17 protein-coding genes are annotated in these 16,239 nt (G+C 69.3%); 10 read left to right on the top strand and 7 right to left on the bottom strand.

The genetic code is table 11. The features are described from left to right. Positions 1 to 93: 93 nt before the first annotated feature. From HHL28_RS08275 to HHL28_RS08270, 3 genes are all read right to left on the bottom strand, one after another. Positions 94 to 471 carry a hypothetical protein gene (locus HHL28_RS08275; RefSeq protein WP_075768869.1) on the bottom strand — a complete coding sequence of 126 codons (378 nt, stop codon included), beginning with the start codon at positions 469 to 471 and terminating at the stop codon, positions 94 to 96. Positions 472 to 614: 143 nt separating this feature from the next. Continuing rightward, a complete protein-coding gene (locus HHL28_RS19105; protein WP_449687552.1) occupies positions 615 to 761 on the bottom strand; it encodes a hypothetical protein in 147 nt (48 codons plus the stop codon). Next, positions 752 to 3,115, bottom strand: coding sequence for a ligase-associated DNA damage response DEXH box helicase (locus HHL28_RS08270; protein WP_449687550.1), 2,364 nt, complete (start codon positions 3,113 to 3,115; stop codon positions 752 to 754). The genes HHL28_RS19105 and HHL28_RS08270 overlap by 10 nt, the downstream gene beginning before the upstream one ends. Positions 3,116 to 3,213: 98 nt before the next feature. Here HHL28_RS08270 and HHL28_RS08265 point away from each other — a divergent pair, with 98 nt between their 5' ends. The 8 genes from HHL28_RS08265 to HHL28_RS08230 all read left to right on the top strand — a co-directional run bounded on the left by HHL28_RS08265 (position 3,214) and on the right by HHL28_RS08230 (position 10,488). Next, complete coding sequence (locus tag HHL28_RS08265) at positions 3,214 to 3,504, top strand: BrnT family toxin (protein WP_075768870.1); 291 nt, start codon at positions 3,214 to 3,216, stop codon at positions 3,502 to 3,504. A gap of 10 nt (positions 3,505 to 3,514) precedes the next feature. Beyond that, positions 3,515 to 3,835 (top strand): helix-turn-helix domain-containing protein, encoded by a 321-nt coding sequence (locus HHL28_RS08260; RefSeq protein WP_075768871.1) that lies wholly within the window; start codon positions 3,515 to 3,517, stop codon positions 3,833 to 3,835. Position 3,836: 1 nt separating this feature from the next. Further along, positions 3,837 to 4,610 carry a 5'-methylthioadenosine/adenosylhomocysteine nucleosidase gene (locus HHL28_RS08255; protein ID WP_075768872.1) on the top strand — a complete coding sequence of 258 codons (774 nt, stop codon included), beginning with the start codon at positions 3,837 to 3,839 and terminating at the stop codon, positions 4,608 to 4,610. Beyond that, the gene (locus HHL28_RS08250) at positions 4,611 to 5,909 is read left to right on the top strand and encodes a replication-associated recombination protein A (protein WP_075768873.1); all 1,299 of its coding nucleotides are present in this window, start codon (positions 4,611 to 4,613) and stop codon (positions 5,907 to 5,909) included. Positions 5,910 to 6,074: 165 nt separating this feature from the next. Further along, positions 6,075 to 7,175 (top strand): polyamine ABC transporter substrate-binding protein, encoded by a 1,101-nt coding sequence (locus HHL28_RS08245; protein WP_075768874.1) that lies wholly within the window; start codon positions 6,075 to 6,077, stop codon positions 7,173 to 7,175. 234 nt (positions 7,176 to 7,409) lie between these two features. Further along, entirely contained in the window at positions 7,410 to 8,585 is a 1,176-nt protein-coding gene (locus HHL28_RS08240) for an ABC transporter ATP-binding protein (protein WP_075769169.1), read from the top strand. A 202-nt stretch (positions 8,586 to 8,787) separates the two neighbouring features. Next, positions 8,788 to 9,654 (top strand): ABC transporter permease subunit, encoded by an 867-nt coding sequence (locus HHL28_RS08235; protein ID WP_404326894.1) that lies wholly within the window; start codon positions 8,788 to 8,790, stop codon positions 9,652 to 9,654. 3 nt (positions 9,655 to 9,657) lie between these two features. Further along, positions 9,658 to 10,488, top strand: coding sequence for an ABC transporter permease subunit (locus HHL28_RS08230; RefSeq protein ID WP_075768875.1), 831 nt, complete (start codon positions 9,658 to 9,660; stop codon positions 10,486 to 10,488). Between the two features lie 213 nt (positions 10,489 to 10,701). On the opposite strand, the gene HHL28_RS08225 is transcribed toward HHL28_RS08230, so the two are convergent. The 4 genes from HHL28_RS08225 to HHL28_RS08210 are packed head-to-tail and all read right to left on the bottom strand — an operon-like array spanning position 10,702 to position 14,373. Beyond that, positions 10,702 to 11,421, bottom strand: coding sequence for an HdaA/DnaA family protein (locus HHL28_RS08225; protein ID WP_404326804.1), 720 nt, complete (start codon positions 11,419 to 11,421; stop codon positions 10,702 to 10,704). Positions 11,422 to 11,426: 5 nt separating this feature from the next. Next, the gene (locus HHL28_RS08220) at positions 11,427 to 12,602 is read right to left on the bottom strand and encodes an AI-2E family transporter (RefSeq protein ID WP_075768876.1); all 1,176 of its coding nucleotides are present in this window, start codon (positions 12,600 to 12,602) and stop codon (positions 11,427 to 11,429) included. Next, entirely contained in the window at positions 12,599 to 13,165 is a 567-nt protein-coding gene (locus HHL28_RS08215; protein ID WP_404326803.1) for a CDP-alcohol phosphatidyltransferase family protein, read from the bottom strand. Before HHL28_RS08215 ends, HHL28_RS08220 begins: the two co-directional genes overlap by 4 nt. A 32-nt stretch (positions 13,166 to 13,197) precedes the next feature. Continuing rightward, entirely contained in the window at positions 13,198 to 14,373 is a 1,176-nt protein-coding gene (locus HHL28_RS08210) for a DUF2066 domain-containing protein (RefSeq protein ID WP_075768877.1), read from the bottom strand. A 111-nt stretch (positions 14,374 to 14,484) separates the two neighbouring features. Here HHL28_RS08210 and purM point away from each other — a divergent pair, with 111 nt between their 5' ends. After that, the gene (purM, locus tag HHL28_RS08205; protein ID WP_075768878.1) at positions 14,485 to 15,543 is read left to right on the top strand and encodes a phosphoribosylformylglycinamidine cyclo-ligase; all 1,059 of its coding nucleotides are present in this window, start codon (positions 14,485 to 14,487) and stop codon (positions 15,541 to 15,543) included. After that, on the top strand, positions 15,534 to 16,193 hold the full coding sequence (gene purN, locus HHL28_RS08200; protein WP_075768879.1) for a phosphoribosylglycinamide formyltransferase: 660 nt from the start codon (positions 15,534 to 15,536) through the stop codon (positions 16,191 to 16,193). The genes purM and purN overlap by 10 nt, the downstream gene beginning before the upstream one ends. Positions 16,194 to 16,239 lie beyond the last annotated feature (46 nt).

The raw sequence follows: 16,239 nt of genomic DNA, 5'->3' as shown, positions 1-16,239 counted from the left end.
TACCGCAACGCCACAAACGGAACAGCCCCCTTCCCGGTGGGAAGGGGGCTGCGGCAATGGTCAATGCAAGGAGGTGAAAGGGGGCGGAACCCTTTACCGGCTCGGCAGCCCCAGGGACGGCACCATCTCCGCGGTCTGGGTCCCGGTCAGGCTCGCCACCCGCTGCGCCGCGGCATGGTCGCTGCCCACGGTCCGCAGTGCATATTCGACCCGGCTCAGCCGGGCGGCCAGCGCAGCCTTCTCCTCGCCGGTCAGGCTGGCGCGGTTGGCGGCCAGCTCCTGGCGCAGGCTGGCCTCATGGGCCTTCAGCGCCGCCTCATAGGCCCGCACCTCGCTGGTGGGGGTGGCGGCGGTGATGGTGATCGGGGCGGGCAGGGGGGCCACGCCCTTCGTCTCGGCGGCGAGGGCGGGGCTGGCGAGGGACAGCAGGGTCAGGGCAGAAGCGGCGGCCAGGGAAGCAAGGGTGCGCATCGATCTCTCCATCATCCTGGACTGTGGCGGGGCGCTCGCACGATGGGGCGCTCGACGCCGTCTGGATGAGGCGATCATGGCCCCCCAGGCCTGCCCGGAATGTGATGGTGACCACACCATTCATGATCAAAACGCATGGCAGCTTATAGGGCCAGCCGGGCTTGCCCGTCCCGCCGCGGCGCCAATTCCGGCACCGCCTCGGCCACCAGATCCTGCGCCGCCTCTTCCAGCAGCGCGTCGGTGGCGCTGCCATAGACCGCCTCCCGCCCGATCTCCAGGATCACCGGCACGGCCAGGGGGAGATGCGGTCCAGCCGCCGGTGCCGGATTCGCCCCTTGGCCCGGGCCAGCAGGTCCGACAGCCGCCGCACGTCGGTCAGTCCCGCCGCGGCGTCCGCCCGTGTGGCCCGCAGCAGCACATGCCCCGGCTCATGCTTGCGCAGAACGTCATAGATCAGGTCGCTGCTGAAGGTGACCTGCCGCCCCGTCTTCTCCTGCCCCGGGTGCCGCCGCTCGATCAGGCCGGCGATGACCGCCACATTGCGGAACATGCGTTTCAGCATGGATGATTCCTCCATCCACGCCTCAAGGTCGTCCCCCAGCATGTCCTGGTCGAACAGGGCGTCGATGTCCCGGTCCGTGGGCGCCTTCAGGGCCCAGGTGGCCAGCACATAATCGGTGGCGACGAAGCCCAGCGGCTTCAGCCCCATCCGCTCCATCCGCCGGGTCAGCAGCATGCCCAGGGTCTGGTGGGCGTTGCGCCCCTCGAAGCAATAGGCGACCAAATATTCCTTGCCGTTCCGCGGGAAGCTCTCCACCAGCAGCCCCGACCTGTCCGGCAGGACGGAGCGGTGGCGTTGCAGCCGCAGCCATTCCTGCACCGCCTCCGGCAGCATCGCCCAGCGGTCCGGGTCCTCCAGGATGCCGCGCACCGTGTCGGCCAGGTGGGTGGACAGGGGCAGCCGCCCGCCGGCATAGGCCGGCACCTTCGGCTCGCCCACGCCGCCCTTGGCGCACTGCACCTCCATCTCCCGCACGCCGAGGAACTTCAGCAATTGCCCGGCGAAGATGAAGGTGTCCCCCGGGGTCAGGCCGGTGACGAAATACTCCTCCACCTTGCCCAGCACGCCACCCCGGTTCAGGCGGACGTTCAGCATCACCTCCTCGACGATGGTGCCCACGTTCAGCCGGTACTGCCGCGCCACCATGGCGTTGGCCAGTTGCCAGAGCCCCGTCTCTTCGTCCTGTTTCAGCCGCTTGAACCGCTCATAGGCCCCCAGCGCGTAGCCGCCGGTCGCCACGAAGTCGAACACGTCGTCGAACTCGTCCCGGCTCAGGTCCGCATAGGGCGCGGCCTTCGTCACCTCCGCATACATCTCGTCCGCGCTGAACGGCCCGGCGCAGGCGGTGCCGGTGACGTGCTGGGCCAGCACGTCCAGGGCGCCGGGCCGCAGCCTGTCCCCGTCAAGCTGCCCGGCGCAGATGCTGTCCAGCGCCGCCTCGCATTCCAGAACCTCGAACCGGTTGGCGGGGACCAACAGGGCGCGGCTCGGTTCGTCCAGCCGGTGGTTGGCCCGGCCGATGCGCTGCAGCAGCCGCGACACCCCCTTGGGCGCCCCCACCTGCACCACCAGGTCCACCGCCGCCCAGTCGATGCCCAGGTCGAGGGAGGAGGTGGCGACTACCGCCCGCAGCTTCCCCGCCGCCATGGCCGCCTCCACCTTGCGGCGCTGCTCCACGGCAAGCGACCCGTGGTGCAGGGCGATGGGCAGGTTCTCCTCGTTCAGCCGCCACAGCTCCTGGAACGCCAGCTCGGCCTGCGCCCGGGTATTGACGAAGACCAAGGTGGTGCCGTGCCGCTTGATCCGCTGGTACACCTCCGCCAGCGCGTGCAGGGCCATGTGGCCGGACCAGGGGAGGTACTCGGCGGTGGCCAGGATCTCCACCTCCGCCTTGGCCCCTGTCCGGCCCAGCACGGTGCGGACGGGCGCCAGCTCCCCCTCCTCGTCATGTAGCCGCCCGGTGGGCGACAGCCAGGCCACCAGCGCGTCCGGGTGCGCCACCGTGGCCGACAGCCCCACCCGCCGTACATGGGGCGCCAGCCTTGTCAGCCGCGCCAGCCCCAGGGCCAGCAGGTCCCCCCGCTTCGTCCCCGCCAGGGCATGCAACTCGTCGATGATGACGCAGCGCAGGCCCCGGAACATGTCCGCCGCCTCCTTGTACGACAGCATCAGCGCCAGGCTTTCCGGCGTCGTCATCAGGATGTGGGGCGGGTTGGTGCGCTGGCGGGCGCGCTTGGCGTCCGGCGTGTCGCCGGTGCGCGTCTCCGCCCTGATGGGCAGGCGCAGCTCGGCGATGGGCTGCTCCAGGTTCCGGGCGATGTCCACCGCCAGGGCCTTGAGGGGGGAGATGTACAGCGTGTGCAGCCCCGGCCGCGGCCGCTCCGCCAGCTCGATCAGGCTGGGCAGGAACCCCGCCAGCGTCTTGCCGCCGCCCGTCGGCGCGATCAGCAACGCGTTCTCCCCCGCCTCGGCCGCTGCCACCATGGCAAGCTGGTGCGGGTGCGGGCTCCAGCCGCGGGAGCGGAACCAGCCGGCGATGGCGGGGGGCAGGGGGCTGTCGGCGTGCATGGCGTCGATCATCATGCCCCACCATGTAGCACTCAAGGGCCTTTGGGGGAGTGGGTAGGGTCTGGCCCTAGCCTGCTCTTGCCGATCTTTTTGGGCAGGTCTATGCTCCACCCGTGAAGATCGGCTTCGACCCTGGCAAGAACGAGCGGAACATCCGCGAGCGTGGGCTGGCATTCCCCACGGCCGCACTGATTTTCCTGAGCGACACGCTGGAGTGGGATGACCGCCGCTTCGACTATGGCGAGCGCCGGATCAAATGCATAGGCATGGTTGATGGCATCTGCCTTGCCGTGATCACCACTTGGCGGCTCGACCCGCTTGATGGCCCATTTCGCTGGATCATCTCGGCACGGCGGGCAAATCGCAAGGAGAGGAGGGCTTATGAAGCTCATTTCCATCTATGATCTTCCGCCCATGTCGGCTGAGACGCGGGCGAGGCTGGAGGCCACCACGGAAGAGGAAATCCAGCGCCAGATGGCCGAGGATGGCGATGAAGACCTTGACGAGGGCAATCCGCCCGACTTCCGCGTCGTCCGCCCCTACCCGGACCCCCGCGAACTTCGCCAGAACCTGCACATGACGCAGGAGGAGTTCGCGCGCGCCTTCGGCATCAACGTCTGGACACTGCGGGAGTGGGAGCAGAAGAAGGCCGAACCGGAAGGCCCGGCCCGCACCCTACTGCGGGTGATCGAGCGGAACCCGGACGTCGTCCGTCAAGCCGTGTCGGGGCGCTGACATGACCACCCCCGACCCCCGCCCCATCGGCATCATCTGCGCCATCCCGGAGGAGATCGCCCATTTCGGCGCGCATTTCCGGGAGGAGGGGGCGGACACCGTCGCCGGCTTCGCCTTCCGCCGCGGACAGCTTGACGGCCGCGCCGCCGTGGTGGTGGAGACGGGCATCGGCAAGGTCAACGCCGCCACCGTGGCGACCCTGTTGCTGGAACGGTTCCGTTGCCGGGTGCTGCTGTTCAGCGGCGTCGCCGGCGGCTTGGACCCGGATTTGGGCGTGGGTGACGTGGTCGTGGCCGACAATCTCGTCCAGCACGACTACGGCGCCGTGTTCCGGGGGGAGGTGAAGACCTACCAGCCCGGCAACTTCCCCATGCCCGGCCTGCCGGAGGACCACGGCTACCCCATGGACCGCGCCCTGCTGGACAAGGTGCGCGGCGCCCTGGACGGCATCGACCTGCCCCCCCTGTCCGCCGCCGCCACGGGCGGGGAGGCTCGGCGGCCGCGGGTGGTCTATGGCACCATCCTGACCGGCGACCAGTTCGTGAACTGCGAGTCGACCCGCACCCGCCTGTTCACCCGCTTCGACGCCCGCGCGGTGGAGATGGAGGGCGGCGCCGTCGCCCAGGTGGCGGAGAAGTACGGCACCCCCTGGGTGGTGGTCCGTGCCCTGTCCGACCTGGCCGGCCAGGACAGCCACATGGACTTCCCCAGCTTCGTCCACGCCGCGGCGGAGTCGGCGGCCCGCATCGTCTGCCGTCTGGCCGGGGTGGTTTAAGTGCCCGGCGGCCTCTTCGAGTCCCAGGCCCCCCGGCCCTTGGCCGACCGCCTCCGGCCCAAGAGCCTGGAAGAGGTGGTGGGGCAGGAGCACCTATTGAAACCCGACAGCCCCCTGGGCCGCATGGTCCGGGCGCGGCGCCTGACCAGCATGGTCCTCTGGGGCCCGCCGGGGGTGGGCAAGACCACCATCGCCCGCCTGCTGGCCCTGGCCTCCGACCTGCATTTCGAGCCGCTGTCCGCCGTGTTCAGCGGCGTGGCCGACCTGCGCAAGGTGTTCGAGGCGGCGAAGGCCCGCCGCGCCGCCGGCCAGGGCACCCTGCTGTTCATCGATGAGATCCACCGTTTCAACCGCTCCCAACAGGACGGCTTCCTGCCCTATGTGGAGGACGGCACCGTCACCCTGGTCGGCGCCACGACGGAGAACCCCAGCTTCGAGCTGAACGCGGCGCTCCTCTCCCGCGCCCAGGTCTTCGTCCTGAACCGGCTGGATGAGGCGGCGCTGGAAAAGCTCTTGGCCCGGGCGGAGGCGGAAGAGGGCCGCCCGCTGCCGCTGGATGCCGACGCCCGCACGGCCCTCAAGGCCATGGCCGATGGCGACGGCCGCTATTGCTTGAACCTGTGCGAGGAGCTGTTCGCCCTGCCGCCCGGCACGGTGCTGGACACGGCCGGCCTCGCCACCGCCGTGCAGCGGCGCATGCCCCTCTACGACAAGGCGCAGGAGGGGCACTACAACCTGATCTCCGCCCTGCACAAGTCGCTCCGCGGCTCCGACACGGACGCCGCGCTCTACTGGTACGCCCGCATGCTGGCGGGGGGCGAGGACCCGCGCTACATCGCCCGCCGCCTGCTGCGCTTCGCGGTGGAGGATGTGGGCATGGCCGACCCCGGCGCCCTGGCCCAGGCCGTGGCGGCGTGGGAAAGCTATGAGCGCCTGGGCAGCCCGGAGGGGGAGCTGGCCATCGCCCAGCTGGTCATCTATCTGGGCACCGCGCCCAAGTCCAACGCGGCCTACGTGGCCTACAAGGCGGCGGTGTCCGCGGCGAAGGAGACGGGCAGCCTGTCCCCGCCCAAGCACATCCTCAACGCGCCCACCAAGCTGATGAAGCAGCTCGGCTACGGCAAGGGCTACGCCTACGACCACGACACGGCGGAGGGCTTCAGCGGCCAGGACTACTTCCCGGAGGAGATGGGCCGGCGGGAGTTCTACAGGCCGGTGGAGCGCGGCTTCGAGCGGGAGGTGAAGAAGCGCCTGGACTATTGGGCCCGCCTGCGGGCGGAAAAGTCGGAGAAGACCTGACGCGCCAGTCGTTTACCGCCCTGCGCCGTCGTCTTTGCGCCGCAATCGTGTTGCATTGACAACGGGCTGCGCTGCGGGTGCAATGCGGCCCGTCCGGGAGGGGGTCTCCCGGGGCGCGGGACAGCGATCCGTCCCCCGCCCGTCCCATCCGTTGGGGGTCTGTTGATGAAGCTGAAGACCGTCCTCGCCGCCATGGCCGGCACCGTTGCCGCCATCGCCCTCTCCCAGGCCGCCGTGGCGCAAGAGAAGAAGGTCAACGTCTACAACTGGGCCGACTATATCGGCGAGACCACCCTGGAGGAGTTCACCAAGTCCACGGGCATCAAGGTCCAGTACGACGTCTTCACCGACCTGGAGACGCTGGAGTCGAAGCTGCTGGTGGGCAATTCCGGCTATGACGTGATCGTCCCGACCGCCGAGCCAACCCTGCGCAAGCTGATCCAGGCCAAGGCCGTCCAGAAGCTGGACAAGTCCAAGATCCCGAACCTGAAGAACCTGGACCCCGCCCTGATGAAGCTGGTGGAGACCACGGACCCCGGCAACGACTACGCCGTGATCTACCAGTGGGGCACCATCGGCATCGGCTACAACGTCGAGAAGATCAAGCAGGTCGCCCCGGACGTGGACATCACCTCCTGGTCCGCCATCTTCGACCCGAAGAACGCCCAGAAGCTGGCCAAGTGCGGCATCGTGGTCCTGCGCTCCCAGACCGACGTGCTGCCCACCGTCTTCAACTACCTGGGCCTGGACCCCAACTCCGAGAAGGCCGAGGACCTGAAGAAGGTCGAGGCGACCTTCCTGGCCGTCCGCCCGCACATCAAGACCTTCGTGCCGTCGGTGATCGACCCGCTGGCCACCGGTGACGCCTGCGTGGCCCTCGGCTATTCCGGCGACGTGTTCCAGGCCGCCGCCCGCGCGGAGGAGGCCAAGAACGGCAACACCATCGAGTACAGCATCCCCAAGGAGGGCGCGCAGCTCTGGTTCGACGTCATGGCCATCCCGGCCGGCGCCCCGAACAAGGACAACGCCCACGCCTACATCAACGCGATGCTTGAGCCCAAGACCATGGCCGGCATCAGCGACTTCGTCTCCTACGCCAACGCCGTGCCGGCGTCCTGGCCGCTGATGAACCCCGACGTGGCGAAGAACGAGAAGGTGTTCCCGCCGAAGGAGCAGATGGCCAAGATGTTCACGGTGAAGCAGGTCAGCCAACGCGCCGACCGCGACCGCACCCGCACCTGGACCCGGATCGAGACGGGCAAGTAAGCAGCCCAACCCTCCCCCTCTCCCCCCCGGGGAGAGGGTCGGGGTGAGGGGGTGCCGGGAGCAGGCCGACCCACCCCCTGATCCGAGTAGGGAAAAGTGTCTTGAGTGGCCTACCCATATGAAAGTTGCGGACCGCCCCGGCATGCCCTATGCCGGGGCGTTTCCTTTTGAGTTATGCTGCAAGCGCTTATGCCCACCCCGGCCCCGACCCCAGGGACTTGACCCCGCATGGCCATGCCCCCGCCCACCGCCGCCGCCAGCCCCAGCCGCACGGCGGCCAAGACGACCCTCGAGCCCTGGCGCGACCCCCAGGCCAAGCCCTATGTGCGGGTGGAGAAGGTCACCAAGAAGTTCGGTGACTTCACCGCCGTGGACGATGTCAGCCTGTCCATCTACCGGGGGGAGTTCTTCTCCCTGCTGGGCGGGTCCGGCTCGGGCAAGACCACCCTGCTGCGCATGCTGGCGGGGTTCGAGCAGCCCACCGAGGGACGCATCTTCATCGACGGCGTCGACATGTCCGGCGTGCCGCCCTATGAGCGGCCGGTGAACATGATGTTCCAGAGTTACGCCCTGTTCCCCCACATGACGGTGGAGGGCAACATCGCCTTCGGCCTGCACCAGGACAAGGTGCCGAAGGCGGAGATCCAGGACCGGGTGCGGGAGGTGCTGGAACTGGTCCAGCTCGCCCAGTTCGGCAAGCGCAAGCCGCACCAGCTCTCCGGCGGCCAGCGCCAGCGCGTGGCCCTGGCCCGCGCCCTGGTGAAGCGCCCGAAGATCCTGCTGCTGGACGAGCCTTTGGGCGCTCTGGACAAGAAGCTGCGGGAGCAGACCCAGTTCGAGCTGGTGAACATCCAGGAGAAGGTGGGCATCACCTTCGTCATCGTGACCCATGACCAGGAAGAGGCGATGACCATGTCATCGCGCATCGCGGTCATGAACCGGGGCTACATCGCCCAGGTGGGCACGCCGACGGAAATCTACGAATACCCGAACAACCGCTTCGTGGCGGAGTTCATCGGCTCGGTGAACACCTTCTCCGGCCGTGTCATCGAGTCCGCCCAGGACCACAGCCTCGTCCGGTCAGAGGAGGCGGGCTGCGACCTCTACATCTCCCACCCGTCCCACATCGCCACGGGCACGCCCTGCTGGGTGGCCGTGCGGCCGGAGAAGGTGACCATCTCCAAGGACCAGCCCATGGGCGGGGAGCCCGGTCGGAACCAGACCCAGGGCGTGGTGAAGGAGATCGCCTATCTGGGCGATGTCTCCATCTATGACGTGGAACTGGACAGCGGGAAGCGGGTGCGGGTGACCGCCCCCAACGTCACCCGCCGGACGGAGATGCCCATCACCTGGGAAGACCGCGTGCACCTGAGCTGGCGGCCCTTCGCCGGCAGCGTGCTGACCGAGTAGGCGGGGGAGGGACGCCGGCATGGCCGCGATCAGCAACCCCGTCCCCGGCGGCAGCCGGAATTCCGCGGGCCTCGTGCCCCCCGAACCGGTGGAACCCGTCACGTCCGGCCAGGCGCCCGGCGGGGCAGGGGCCGCCGAACCGGGGCCCCGCGGCAGCGGGCTTGGCCTGCTGTCCCGCTTCCGGCCGGGCCGCGGCGTCGTCATGGCCATCCCCTATGGCTGGCTGCTGCTGTTCTTCCTGATCCCGTTCCTGATCGTCCTGAAGATCTCCCTGTCGGAGGCGCAGCTCGCCATCCCGCCCTTCACCCCGCTGACGGAGACCTTGGCGGAGGAGGGGCGGACGGTCATCACCCTGTTCTGGGACAATTACCGCCGGCTGACCGGCGATGACCTTTACATCATCGCCTACCTGAACAGCCTGTGGATCGCCTTCGTCAGCACCATCTTCTGCCTGCTGATCGGCTATCCCGTGGCCTATGCCATCGCCAAGGCGGACCCGCGCTGGCGGGCGCCGCTGCTGATGCTGATCATCCTGCCCTTCTGGACCAGCTTCCTGATCAGGGTCTATGCCTGGATCGGCATCCTCTCGGACACGGGACTGCTCAACAACTTCCTGATGATGCTGGGGATCATCGACAGCCCCCTGCGCATCCTCTACACGCCCACGGCCACCTATATCGGCATCACCTACAGCTACCTGCCCTTCATGATCCTGCCGCTCTACGCGACGCTGGAAAAGATGGACAACACCCTGCTGGAGGCGGCGGCCGACCTGGGCTGCCCGCCCTGGAAGGCGTTCCTGACCATCACCCTGCCGCTGTCCATCCCCGGCATGCTGGCGGGCTCCCTGCTTGTCTTCATCCCGGCGACGGGGGAATTCGTGATCCCCGAGCTGCTGGGCGGCCCGGACACGCTGATGATCGGCCGGGTCCTGTGGTCGGAGTTCTTCAACAACCGCGACTGGCCCGTGGCCTCCGCCGTGGCCATCGCCCTGCTGCTGTTCCTGGTGGTGCCCATCATGCTGTTCCAGAACGTCCAGGGCCGGCAACAGGAAGCGGGAAGGGGCTGAGCGATGCCGAAAAGCTGGTTCCTCCGCATCGGGCTGGTGACGGGGCTGCTGTTCCTCTACCTGCCCATCCTCCTGCTGGTCATCCTGTCCTTCAACGCCAACCGGTCCGTGGCGGTGTGGAGCGGCTTCTCCTTCCATTGGTACCGGGAGCTGTTCAACGACCAGCAACTCCTCTCCGCCGCCTGGCTGTCGGTGCAGGTGGCCTTCGTCTCCGCCACCTTCGCCGTGGTGCTGGGCACGCTGGCCGGGCTGATGCTGGCCCGCTTCGGCGCGTTCCGGGGGCGGGCCCTGTTCTCCGGCATGGTGTCGGCTCCCCTGGTCATGCCAGAGGTGATCCTGGGCCTGTCGCTGCTGCTGCTGTTCGTCAGCCTGGAACAGCTCACCGGCTGGCCGGAAGGGCGCGGGATGCTGACCATCATCCTGTCCCACATCACCTTCACCATGGCCTTTGTCACCGTGGTGGTGCAGTCCCGGCTGGTCAGCATGGATGCCAGCCTGGAGGAGGCGGCCATGGACCTTGGCGCCCGGCCGGCCAAGGTGTTCTTCGTCATCACCCTGCCCATCATCGCCCCGGCCATCGTGTCCGGCTGGCTGCTGGCCTTCACCCTGTCCCTGGACGACCTGGTCATCACCAGCTTCGTCAGCGGCCCCGGCAGCACCACGCTTCCCCAGGTGGTCTTCTCCAGCGTCCGCCTGGGCCTCAGCCCCAAGATCAACGCCCTGGCCACCATCGTCGTCGCCATCGTCGCCGTCGGCATCATCATCGCCGGCATCTACAACGCCCGCCAGGAACGCATGCGGCAGTTGGATGAGAAGATGGCCGCGCAGGGGTGAGGGGGCGCGACTTTCGAATTCGAAAGTGCGGTTTGGGGGTGGGCAGGGCAGCAGGATGGTGGAAAGCCGCCCCGCTTGTTTTGCCTCCCCTGCGAAAGCAGGGGCCCACAGTTCTTCAATCCTGGTGAAGTTGGCTATGGGCTCGAAAACCGTGGGCCCCTGCTTCCGCAGGGGAGGCGGGTGATCCTGTTGGCAACGCTACGCCCAACCGCCTCAACCCAATTCCGGCAACGGCGCCGGGTTCGCCCCCCCATCCCCCAGCACCTGCCGGCAGAACCGCACGGTGATGGGCTTCTTCGCCACCAACGCCTCATGGTCCAGCAGGGCCACCACCCGGCGGGCGTTGGCGAAGCTGCGCTCCGTGTGGGTCATCAGCCAGGCGATCACGTCCTCGCCCACCCGCAACTGCCGGTCCACGAACAGCTTGACCAGCACCGCCATCAGCAGCGCGTCATCCGGCGCCGCCATGCCCACCGCCGGCGCCGCCATCAGGCGGGAGCGCAGATCCGGCAGGCGCATCACCCAGTTCACCGGCGCCCGGTCGGCCAGCAGCAGCAGGTGCCCGCCCACCTCCTTGGCGATGTTGTAGAGGTGGAACAGCGCCCGCTCCAGGCCCGCGTCCCCCGCCACGTCCTGGGCATGGTCCAGCACCAGGGCGCGGATGGGCCGCAGCAGGTCCGGCAGGTCGTCGGTCCTCAAATCCTCCGGCGTGATCAGGCTGGCCCGGCTGCGGGCGCGCCAGATCTGGGCCAGATGGCTCTTTCCACAGCCCTGCGGCCCGAACAGCACCAAGGCCGGGGCCGGCCAGTCCGGCCAGCTGTCCAGCCACGCCACCGCGTCCTGGTTGCCGGGGGCGACCATGAAGTCCGCCTCACCCATGGCGGAGCGGTGGCCCCAGTCCAGGGGTATCTGCCGGTGCTCGCCCGTCATCATGGTCCTCAGGGCGCGCCCGGTACGTCGGCGGGGGCGCGGGTAACCGTGTGCTCCGCCCCCGCCGGCCCGGCCAGCGGCATCTCCGCCGGGAAGACGGCCACCGTCTCCGGCGCCGTCCGGCGGGCGAAGCGCCCGGTATAGATGGGGCTCGCCATATACTGCTTCAGGCCGAAGCGTACCAGCACGCCGATGACCGCCGCCACCGGCACGGCCAGCAGCACGCCCACGAAGCCGAACAGGCTGCCCGCCGCCAGCAGGGCGAACATGATCCAGACCGGGTGCAGCCCCACCTTGTCGCCCACCAGCTTGGGCGTGAGGACATTACCCTCCACCGCCTGGCCCAGGATGAAGATCCCGGCCACCAGGCCCACCCGCCACAGCTCGTCATACTGGAAGAAGGCCACGCCCACGCTGGACACGAACCCCACCAGCGACCCCACATAGGGGATGAAGGAAAGCAGGCCGGAGAACAGCCCGATGATCAGCCCGAAATCCAGGCCCACCGCCGACAGGGCCAAGGCATAGAACAGCCCCAGCACCACGCAGACGCTGGCCTGCCCGCGGACGAACCCGGCCAGGGTGCTGTCCACCTCCCGCGCCTGCTCCCGGATGGTTTCCGCATGGGGGCGGGGCAGCCAGCTGTCCACGGTGCCCACCAGCTTGTCCCAGTCCCGCAGCAGGTAAAAGGCGACCACCGGGGTGATCAGCAGGACGGAGATCACGTCCACGATGGCCACGCCACCACTCAGCACGCCCCGCACCAGGTCGGTGGCCCAGCCTACCACGGTCCCGGCATATTCCCCCACCGCGGTGCGCAGCCGCTCCACATCCTCCGGCGACAGGGTGGCGACGATGGCCTCCACCCGCGGCAGCACCTCCCCCTTCACCCAGGCCACCAGGTTCGGCAGGCCCTGGACCGCCTGGACCACTTGGCTCCGCAGCAGCGGGAACAGCAACACAAGCACCAGCAGGACGACGAACACGAACGACAGCAGCACCACTGTGGTGGCCAGCCAGCGGGGCAGGCCCGCCCGCTCCAGCCGGTCCACCAGCGGGTCCAGCAGGTAGGCCACGGCCATCCCGGCCACGAACGGGCCCAGCACGTCGCGCAGCAGCCAGAGCAGCACCGCGAAGACGGCGAACCCGATCAGCCAGAACCGTACCTGCCGTGCCGATGTCATCCCGCCGTCTCCCGCGTCCTCAGGATCAGCAGGCCGCGCAGGACATAGGCGGCCAGCGAATAGGTGGTGGTCACGGCCACCAGTCCTACCGCCACCGGGACATAGGTGTCGAGGGACTCCAACCCCTTGCCCTCCACCGCCAGCACCAGGATGGCCAGGGCGATCTGGGCCACGGTGTTGAACTTGCTGACCCAGAGCGGCTGCATGGCCAGCCGCTCCTTCAGGTGCATGGTCAGGTACCAGACGCCGAAGATGATCACCGCGTCCCGCAGCACCACCAGCCCCACCAGCCAGCCGGGCAGCAGATCCGTGTAGCCCAGGGCCAGGAACACCCCGACCAGCAGGGCCTTGTCCGCCACCGGGTCGAGATAGGCGCCCAGCCGGGTGCGGGCGCGGAAGCTGCGGGCGATCAGCCCGTCCACCGCGTCCGACACCCCCGCCGCCACGAACAGCCAGAAGGCCGGCGCCATCCGCCCCTCCAGCACCAGCCACACCGTCACCGGCACCGCCAGCAGGCGCAGGATGGTGATGGTGTTGGGGACATACAGCATCAGGTTCTGCAAGCGCGTCCCTCCCTGCCCGGGGGCCGCCATGCTCAGCGACCCGTGGCGGGTGCCTGGGCGGGCGTGGCGGACGGCTCTGCTGTGCCGGTCTCGGCAGCGGGGGCCGTACCCGCGGAGGTGGGCCGCCGGCCCTCATAGCGCAAGGTCGGCGTGCCGCCGCCGGTGCTGAGGCCAAGGTCCTGCTGGGCCAGCGCGGTGCGCAGCAGGGACTCGTCCCCCTGGTAGGTCAGCTCCAGATCCGCCTTGCCGCGGGACAGGCTGATGACCCGGCTGCCGGTGACCGTGGGCACCTGGGACAGGCGCTTGCGCACCTCCACCCATTCGCCCATGTCGGCCAGGGGCACGGTCACGGCCAGGGTGCGGACGGCGCCGCCCTGCACGATGTTCGCCTTGGCCCAGGCATCGTCGATGGCGCCCATCACGGTCAGCGCCGCCGCTTCCAGCGCGGTCTCCCGTCCCGCGGGCACGGGGGAGGTAAAGGTCTCGGGGCTGCCCCCGTCCCGGTGGATGGTGCTGCTGACATTCTGCGGCCCCAGCACGGTCACCACCACGCCGCCCGCCCTGTACTTCTCCGCCAGGGCCTGCATCTGCGCCGGGTCCCCGGCCAGGGCCGTGGCGGCATCCACGGCAGAGACATCCTGCGCGTCGCCCATGGGCAGCAGCAGCGGCACCAGCCCGCCGGCCGCGTCCACCTCGCCCCAGGCGGTGCGCCAGCCCGTCTCCCCCTGCCACAGCACGGGCTGGCCGGAGGTCTGGTCTACCGGCAGCAGCACCAGCGGCTTGGACCGGATCTCCGTGAAGGCCACGCCCCGGTTCCGCAGCGCCGCCCGCACGGCGGTCGGGTTGAAGCGCACCGCCAGCCGGCCCAGGTAGCGCACGGCCGACGTCCGCTCCTCCTGCACCTGGAAGGCTTCCACCATCCGGCCCAGCTCCTCCGCCGGCAGGGTGGGGGCGGTGGTGCCGGCGGGGGTCAGCCGGTCCACAAGCATGGCCCAGGCCCGGCGCTGCCCCTCCTGGATGCCCTGGTCGCGGGCGGCGGTGGCAGAGGCGGCGGTCACGTCCACCGCCACGTCTCGCACCATGAACAGGTCGCCCACCGTCTCCGCCGCCGCGGCGGGCGGCAGCAACTTCGGGAGCGCCAGGGGAAGGGCGGCGAGGCTCAGCGCCAGAAGGATATGGCGCAAGGCGGGGGTGCAGCGGACCGGCATTGCCAAGGTTTCCGATGTTGTTATGTTCGGCGCCGGTTAAACGCCCGGCGCCCCGCATCGTGCCAGCGTTCTACCCTAGCAGACTTTCCCGACGCCAGAAGCGAGCATGCCATGAACAGCTATTCCTACAAGGACGCCGGGGTCGACATCGACGCCGGGAACGCGCTGGTCGAGGCCATCAAGCCGCTGGCGAAGTCCACCGCCCGCCCCGGATCCGACGCCGGCCTGGGCGGGTTCGGCGCCCTGTTCGACCTGCGCGCCGCCGGCTTCCAGGACCCGCTGCTGGTCTCCACCACCGACGGGGTGGGCACCAAGCTGAAGGTGGCCATCGAGGCGGGCAAGCACGACACGGTAGGCATCGACCTGGTCGCCATGTGCGTCAACGACCTTGTCGTCCAGGGGGCGGAACCGCTGCTTTTCCTGGACTATTTCGCGACGGGCAAGCTGGAGGTGGACGCCGGGCGCGCCATCGTCGCCGGCATCGCCGAGGGCTGCCGCCAAGCCGGCTGCGCCCTGGTGGGCGGTGAGACGGCGGAGATGCCGGGCATGTACTCCGACGGCGACTATGACCTGGCGGGCTTCTCCGTCGGCGCCGTGGAGCGGACCCAGGTGCTGACCGGCGACCGCGTGAAGGCGGGCGACGTGGTGCTGGGCCTGGCCTCCTCGGGCGTGCACTCCAACGGCTTCTCCCTGGTGCGCAAGCTGGTGGGCGTGGCGGGCCTGGGCTATGGCAGCCCGTGCCCCTGGGATGCCGGCAAAACGCTGGGGGAGGCGCTGCTGACCCCCACCCGCATCTATGTCCGCAGCACCCTGGCCGCCGTCCGCGCCGGCACGGTCAACGCCCTGGCCCACATCACCGGCGGCGGCCTGCTGGAGAACATCCCCCGCGTCCTGCCGAACGGGCTGGGGGTGGAACTGGACGCCACCGCGTGGGAGCTGCCGAACGTCTTCCGCTGGCTGATGCGCACCGGCAGCATCGCGGCGACGGAGATGGCGCGCACCTTCAACTGCGGCATCGGCATGGTGGTGGTCTGCCCCGCCGACAAGGCTGAAGAAGCCGCGTCCACCCTCTCCGCCCATGGGGAGGTGGTGACCCGCCTCGGCACCGTGGCGCCCATCGCCGCTGGCGGCCACCGGGTGGTGATCAACGGGCTGGAGGGCTGGAAGTGACCGCCCGGCTGAAGCTGGGCGTCCTGATCTCCGGCCGCGGCAGCAATTTGCAGGCCCTGCTGGACGCCGCGGCGGACCCCGCCTTCCCGGCAGAGGTGGCGCTGGTCCTGTCCAACAAGTCCGACGCCTATGGGCTGGAGCGGGCGGCCAAGGCCGGCGTGCCCTCGGCCGTCGTCCGCCACAAGGACTTCCCCGACAAGCCCGCCTTCGAGCAGGCCATGACCGAGGCGCTGGAGGCGGCAGGGGTGGAGCTGGTCTGCCTGGCCGGCTTCATGCGCCTGCTCAGCCCCTGGTTCGTGGAGCGCTGGCACGACCGGCTGATCAACATCCACCCGTCGCTGCTGCCGTCCTTCCCCGGCCTGGACACCCACCGGCGGGCGCTGGAGACGGGGGTGCGCTTCCATGGCTGCACCGTGCACTATGTCCGCACCATCATGGACCAGGGCCCCATCCTGGTGCAGGCCGCCGTCCCCGTGCTGCCCGGCGATACGGAGGATGGGCTGGCCGCCCGCGTGCTGGAGCAGGAACACCGGGCCTATCCCATGGCCGTCCGCCTGATCGCGGAGGGCCGGGTGCGGGTGGTGGATGAGCGGGCGGAGGTCGTCGGCGACGCGGCGGTGCCGGCGCCGGTGCTGAACCCTGCGGCCTGATGCACCGGCTTACATAACCGTCTTGTCAATGAAGCGTGCGATGCTT

This window comes from Aerophototrophica crusticola, assembly GCF_012913305.1.
In the GTDB taxonomy this organism is placed as follows: domain Bacteria; phylum Pseudomonadota; class Alphaproteobacteria; order Azospirillales; family Azospirillaceae; genus Niveispirillum; species Niveispirillum crusticola.
Note: the sequence above shows the minus strand (reverse complement) of the source record. Positions and strands in the feature narration are given on the sequence as shown.

Excerpts from the sequence above, each read along its gene's own strand:
- HHL28_RS08225 (WP_404326804.1), bottom strand. The coding sequence starts at position 11,421 with ATGATGACGGGCGAGCACCGGCAGATACCCCTGGACTGGGGCCACCGC.
- HHL28_RS08275 (WP_075768869.1), bottom strand. The coding sequence starts at position 471 with ATGCGCACCCTTGCTTCCCTGGCCGCCGCTTCTGCCCTGACCCTGCTG.
- HHL28_RS08220 (WP_075768876.1), bottom strand. The coding sequence starts at position 12,602 with ATGACATCGGCACGGCAGGTACGGTTCTGGCTGATCGGGTTCGCCGTC.
- purM (WP_075768878.1), top strand. The coding sequence starts at position 14,485 with ATGAACAGCTATTCCTACAAGGACGCCGGGGTCGACATCGACGCCGGG.
- HHL28_RS08260 (WP_075768871.1), top strand. The coding sequence starts at position 3,515 with ATGTCGGCTGAGACGCGGGCGAGGCTGGAGGCCACCACGGAAGAGGAA.
- HHL28_RS08210 (WP_075768877.1), bottom strand. The coding sequence starts at position 14,373 with ATGCCGGTCCGCTGCACCCCCGCCTTGCGCCATATCCTTCTGGCGCTG.
- HHL28_RS08255 (WP_075768872.1), top strand. The coding sequence starts at position 3,837 with ATGACCACCCCCGACCCCCGCCCCATCGGCATCATCTGCGCCATCCCG.
- HHL28_RS08245 (WP_075768874.1), top strand. The coding sequence starts at position 6,075 with ATGAAGCTGAAGACCGTCCTCGCCGCCATGGCCGGCACCGTTGCCGCC.
- HHL28_RS08235 (WP_404326894.1), top strand. The coding sequence starts at position 8,788 with ATGGCCATCCCCTATGGCTGGCTGCTGCTGTTCTTCCTGATCCCGTTC.
- HHL28_RS08240 (WP_075769169.1), top strand. The coding sequence starts at position 7,410 with ATGCCCCCGCCCACCGCCGCCGCCAGCCCCAGCCGCACGGCGGCCAAG.
- HHL28_RS08230 (WP_075768875.1), top strand. The coding sequence starts at position 9,658 with ATGCCGAAAAGCTGGTTCCTCCGCATCGGGCTGGTGACGGGGCTGCTG.
- HHL28_RS08270 (WP_449687550.1), bottom strand. The coding sequence starts at position 3,115 with ATGATGATCGACGCCATGCACGCCGACAGCCCCCTGCCCCCCGCCATC.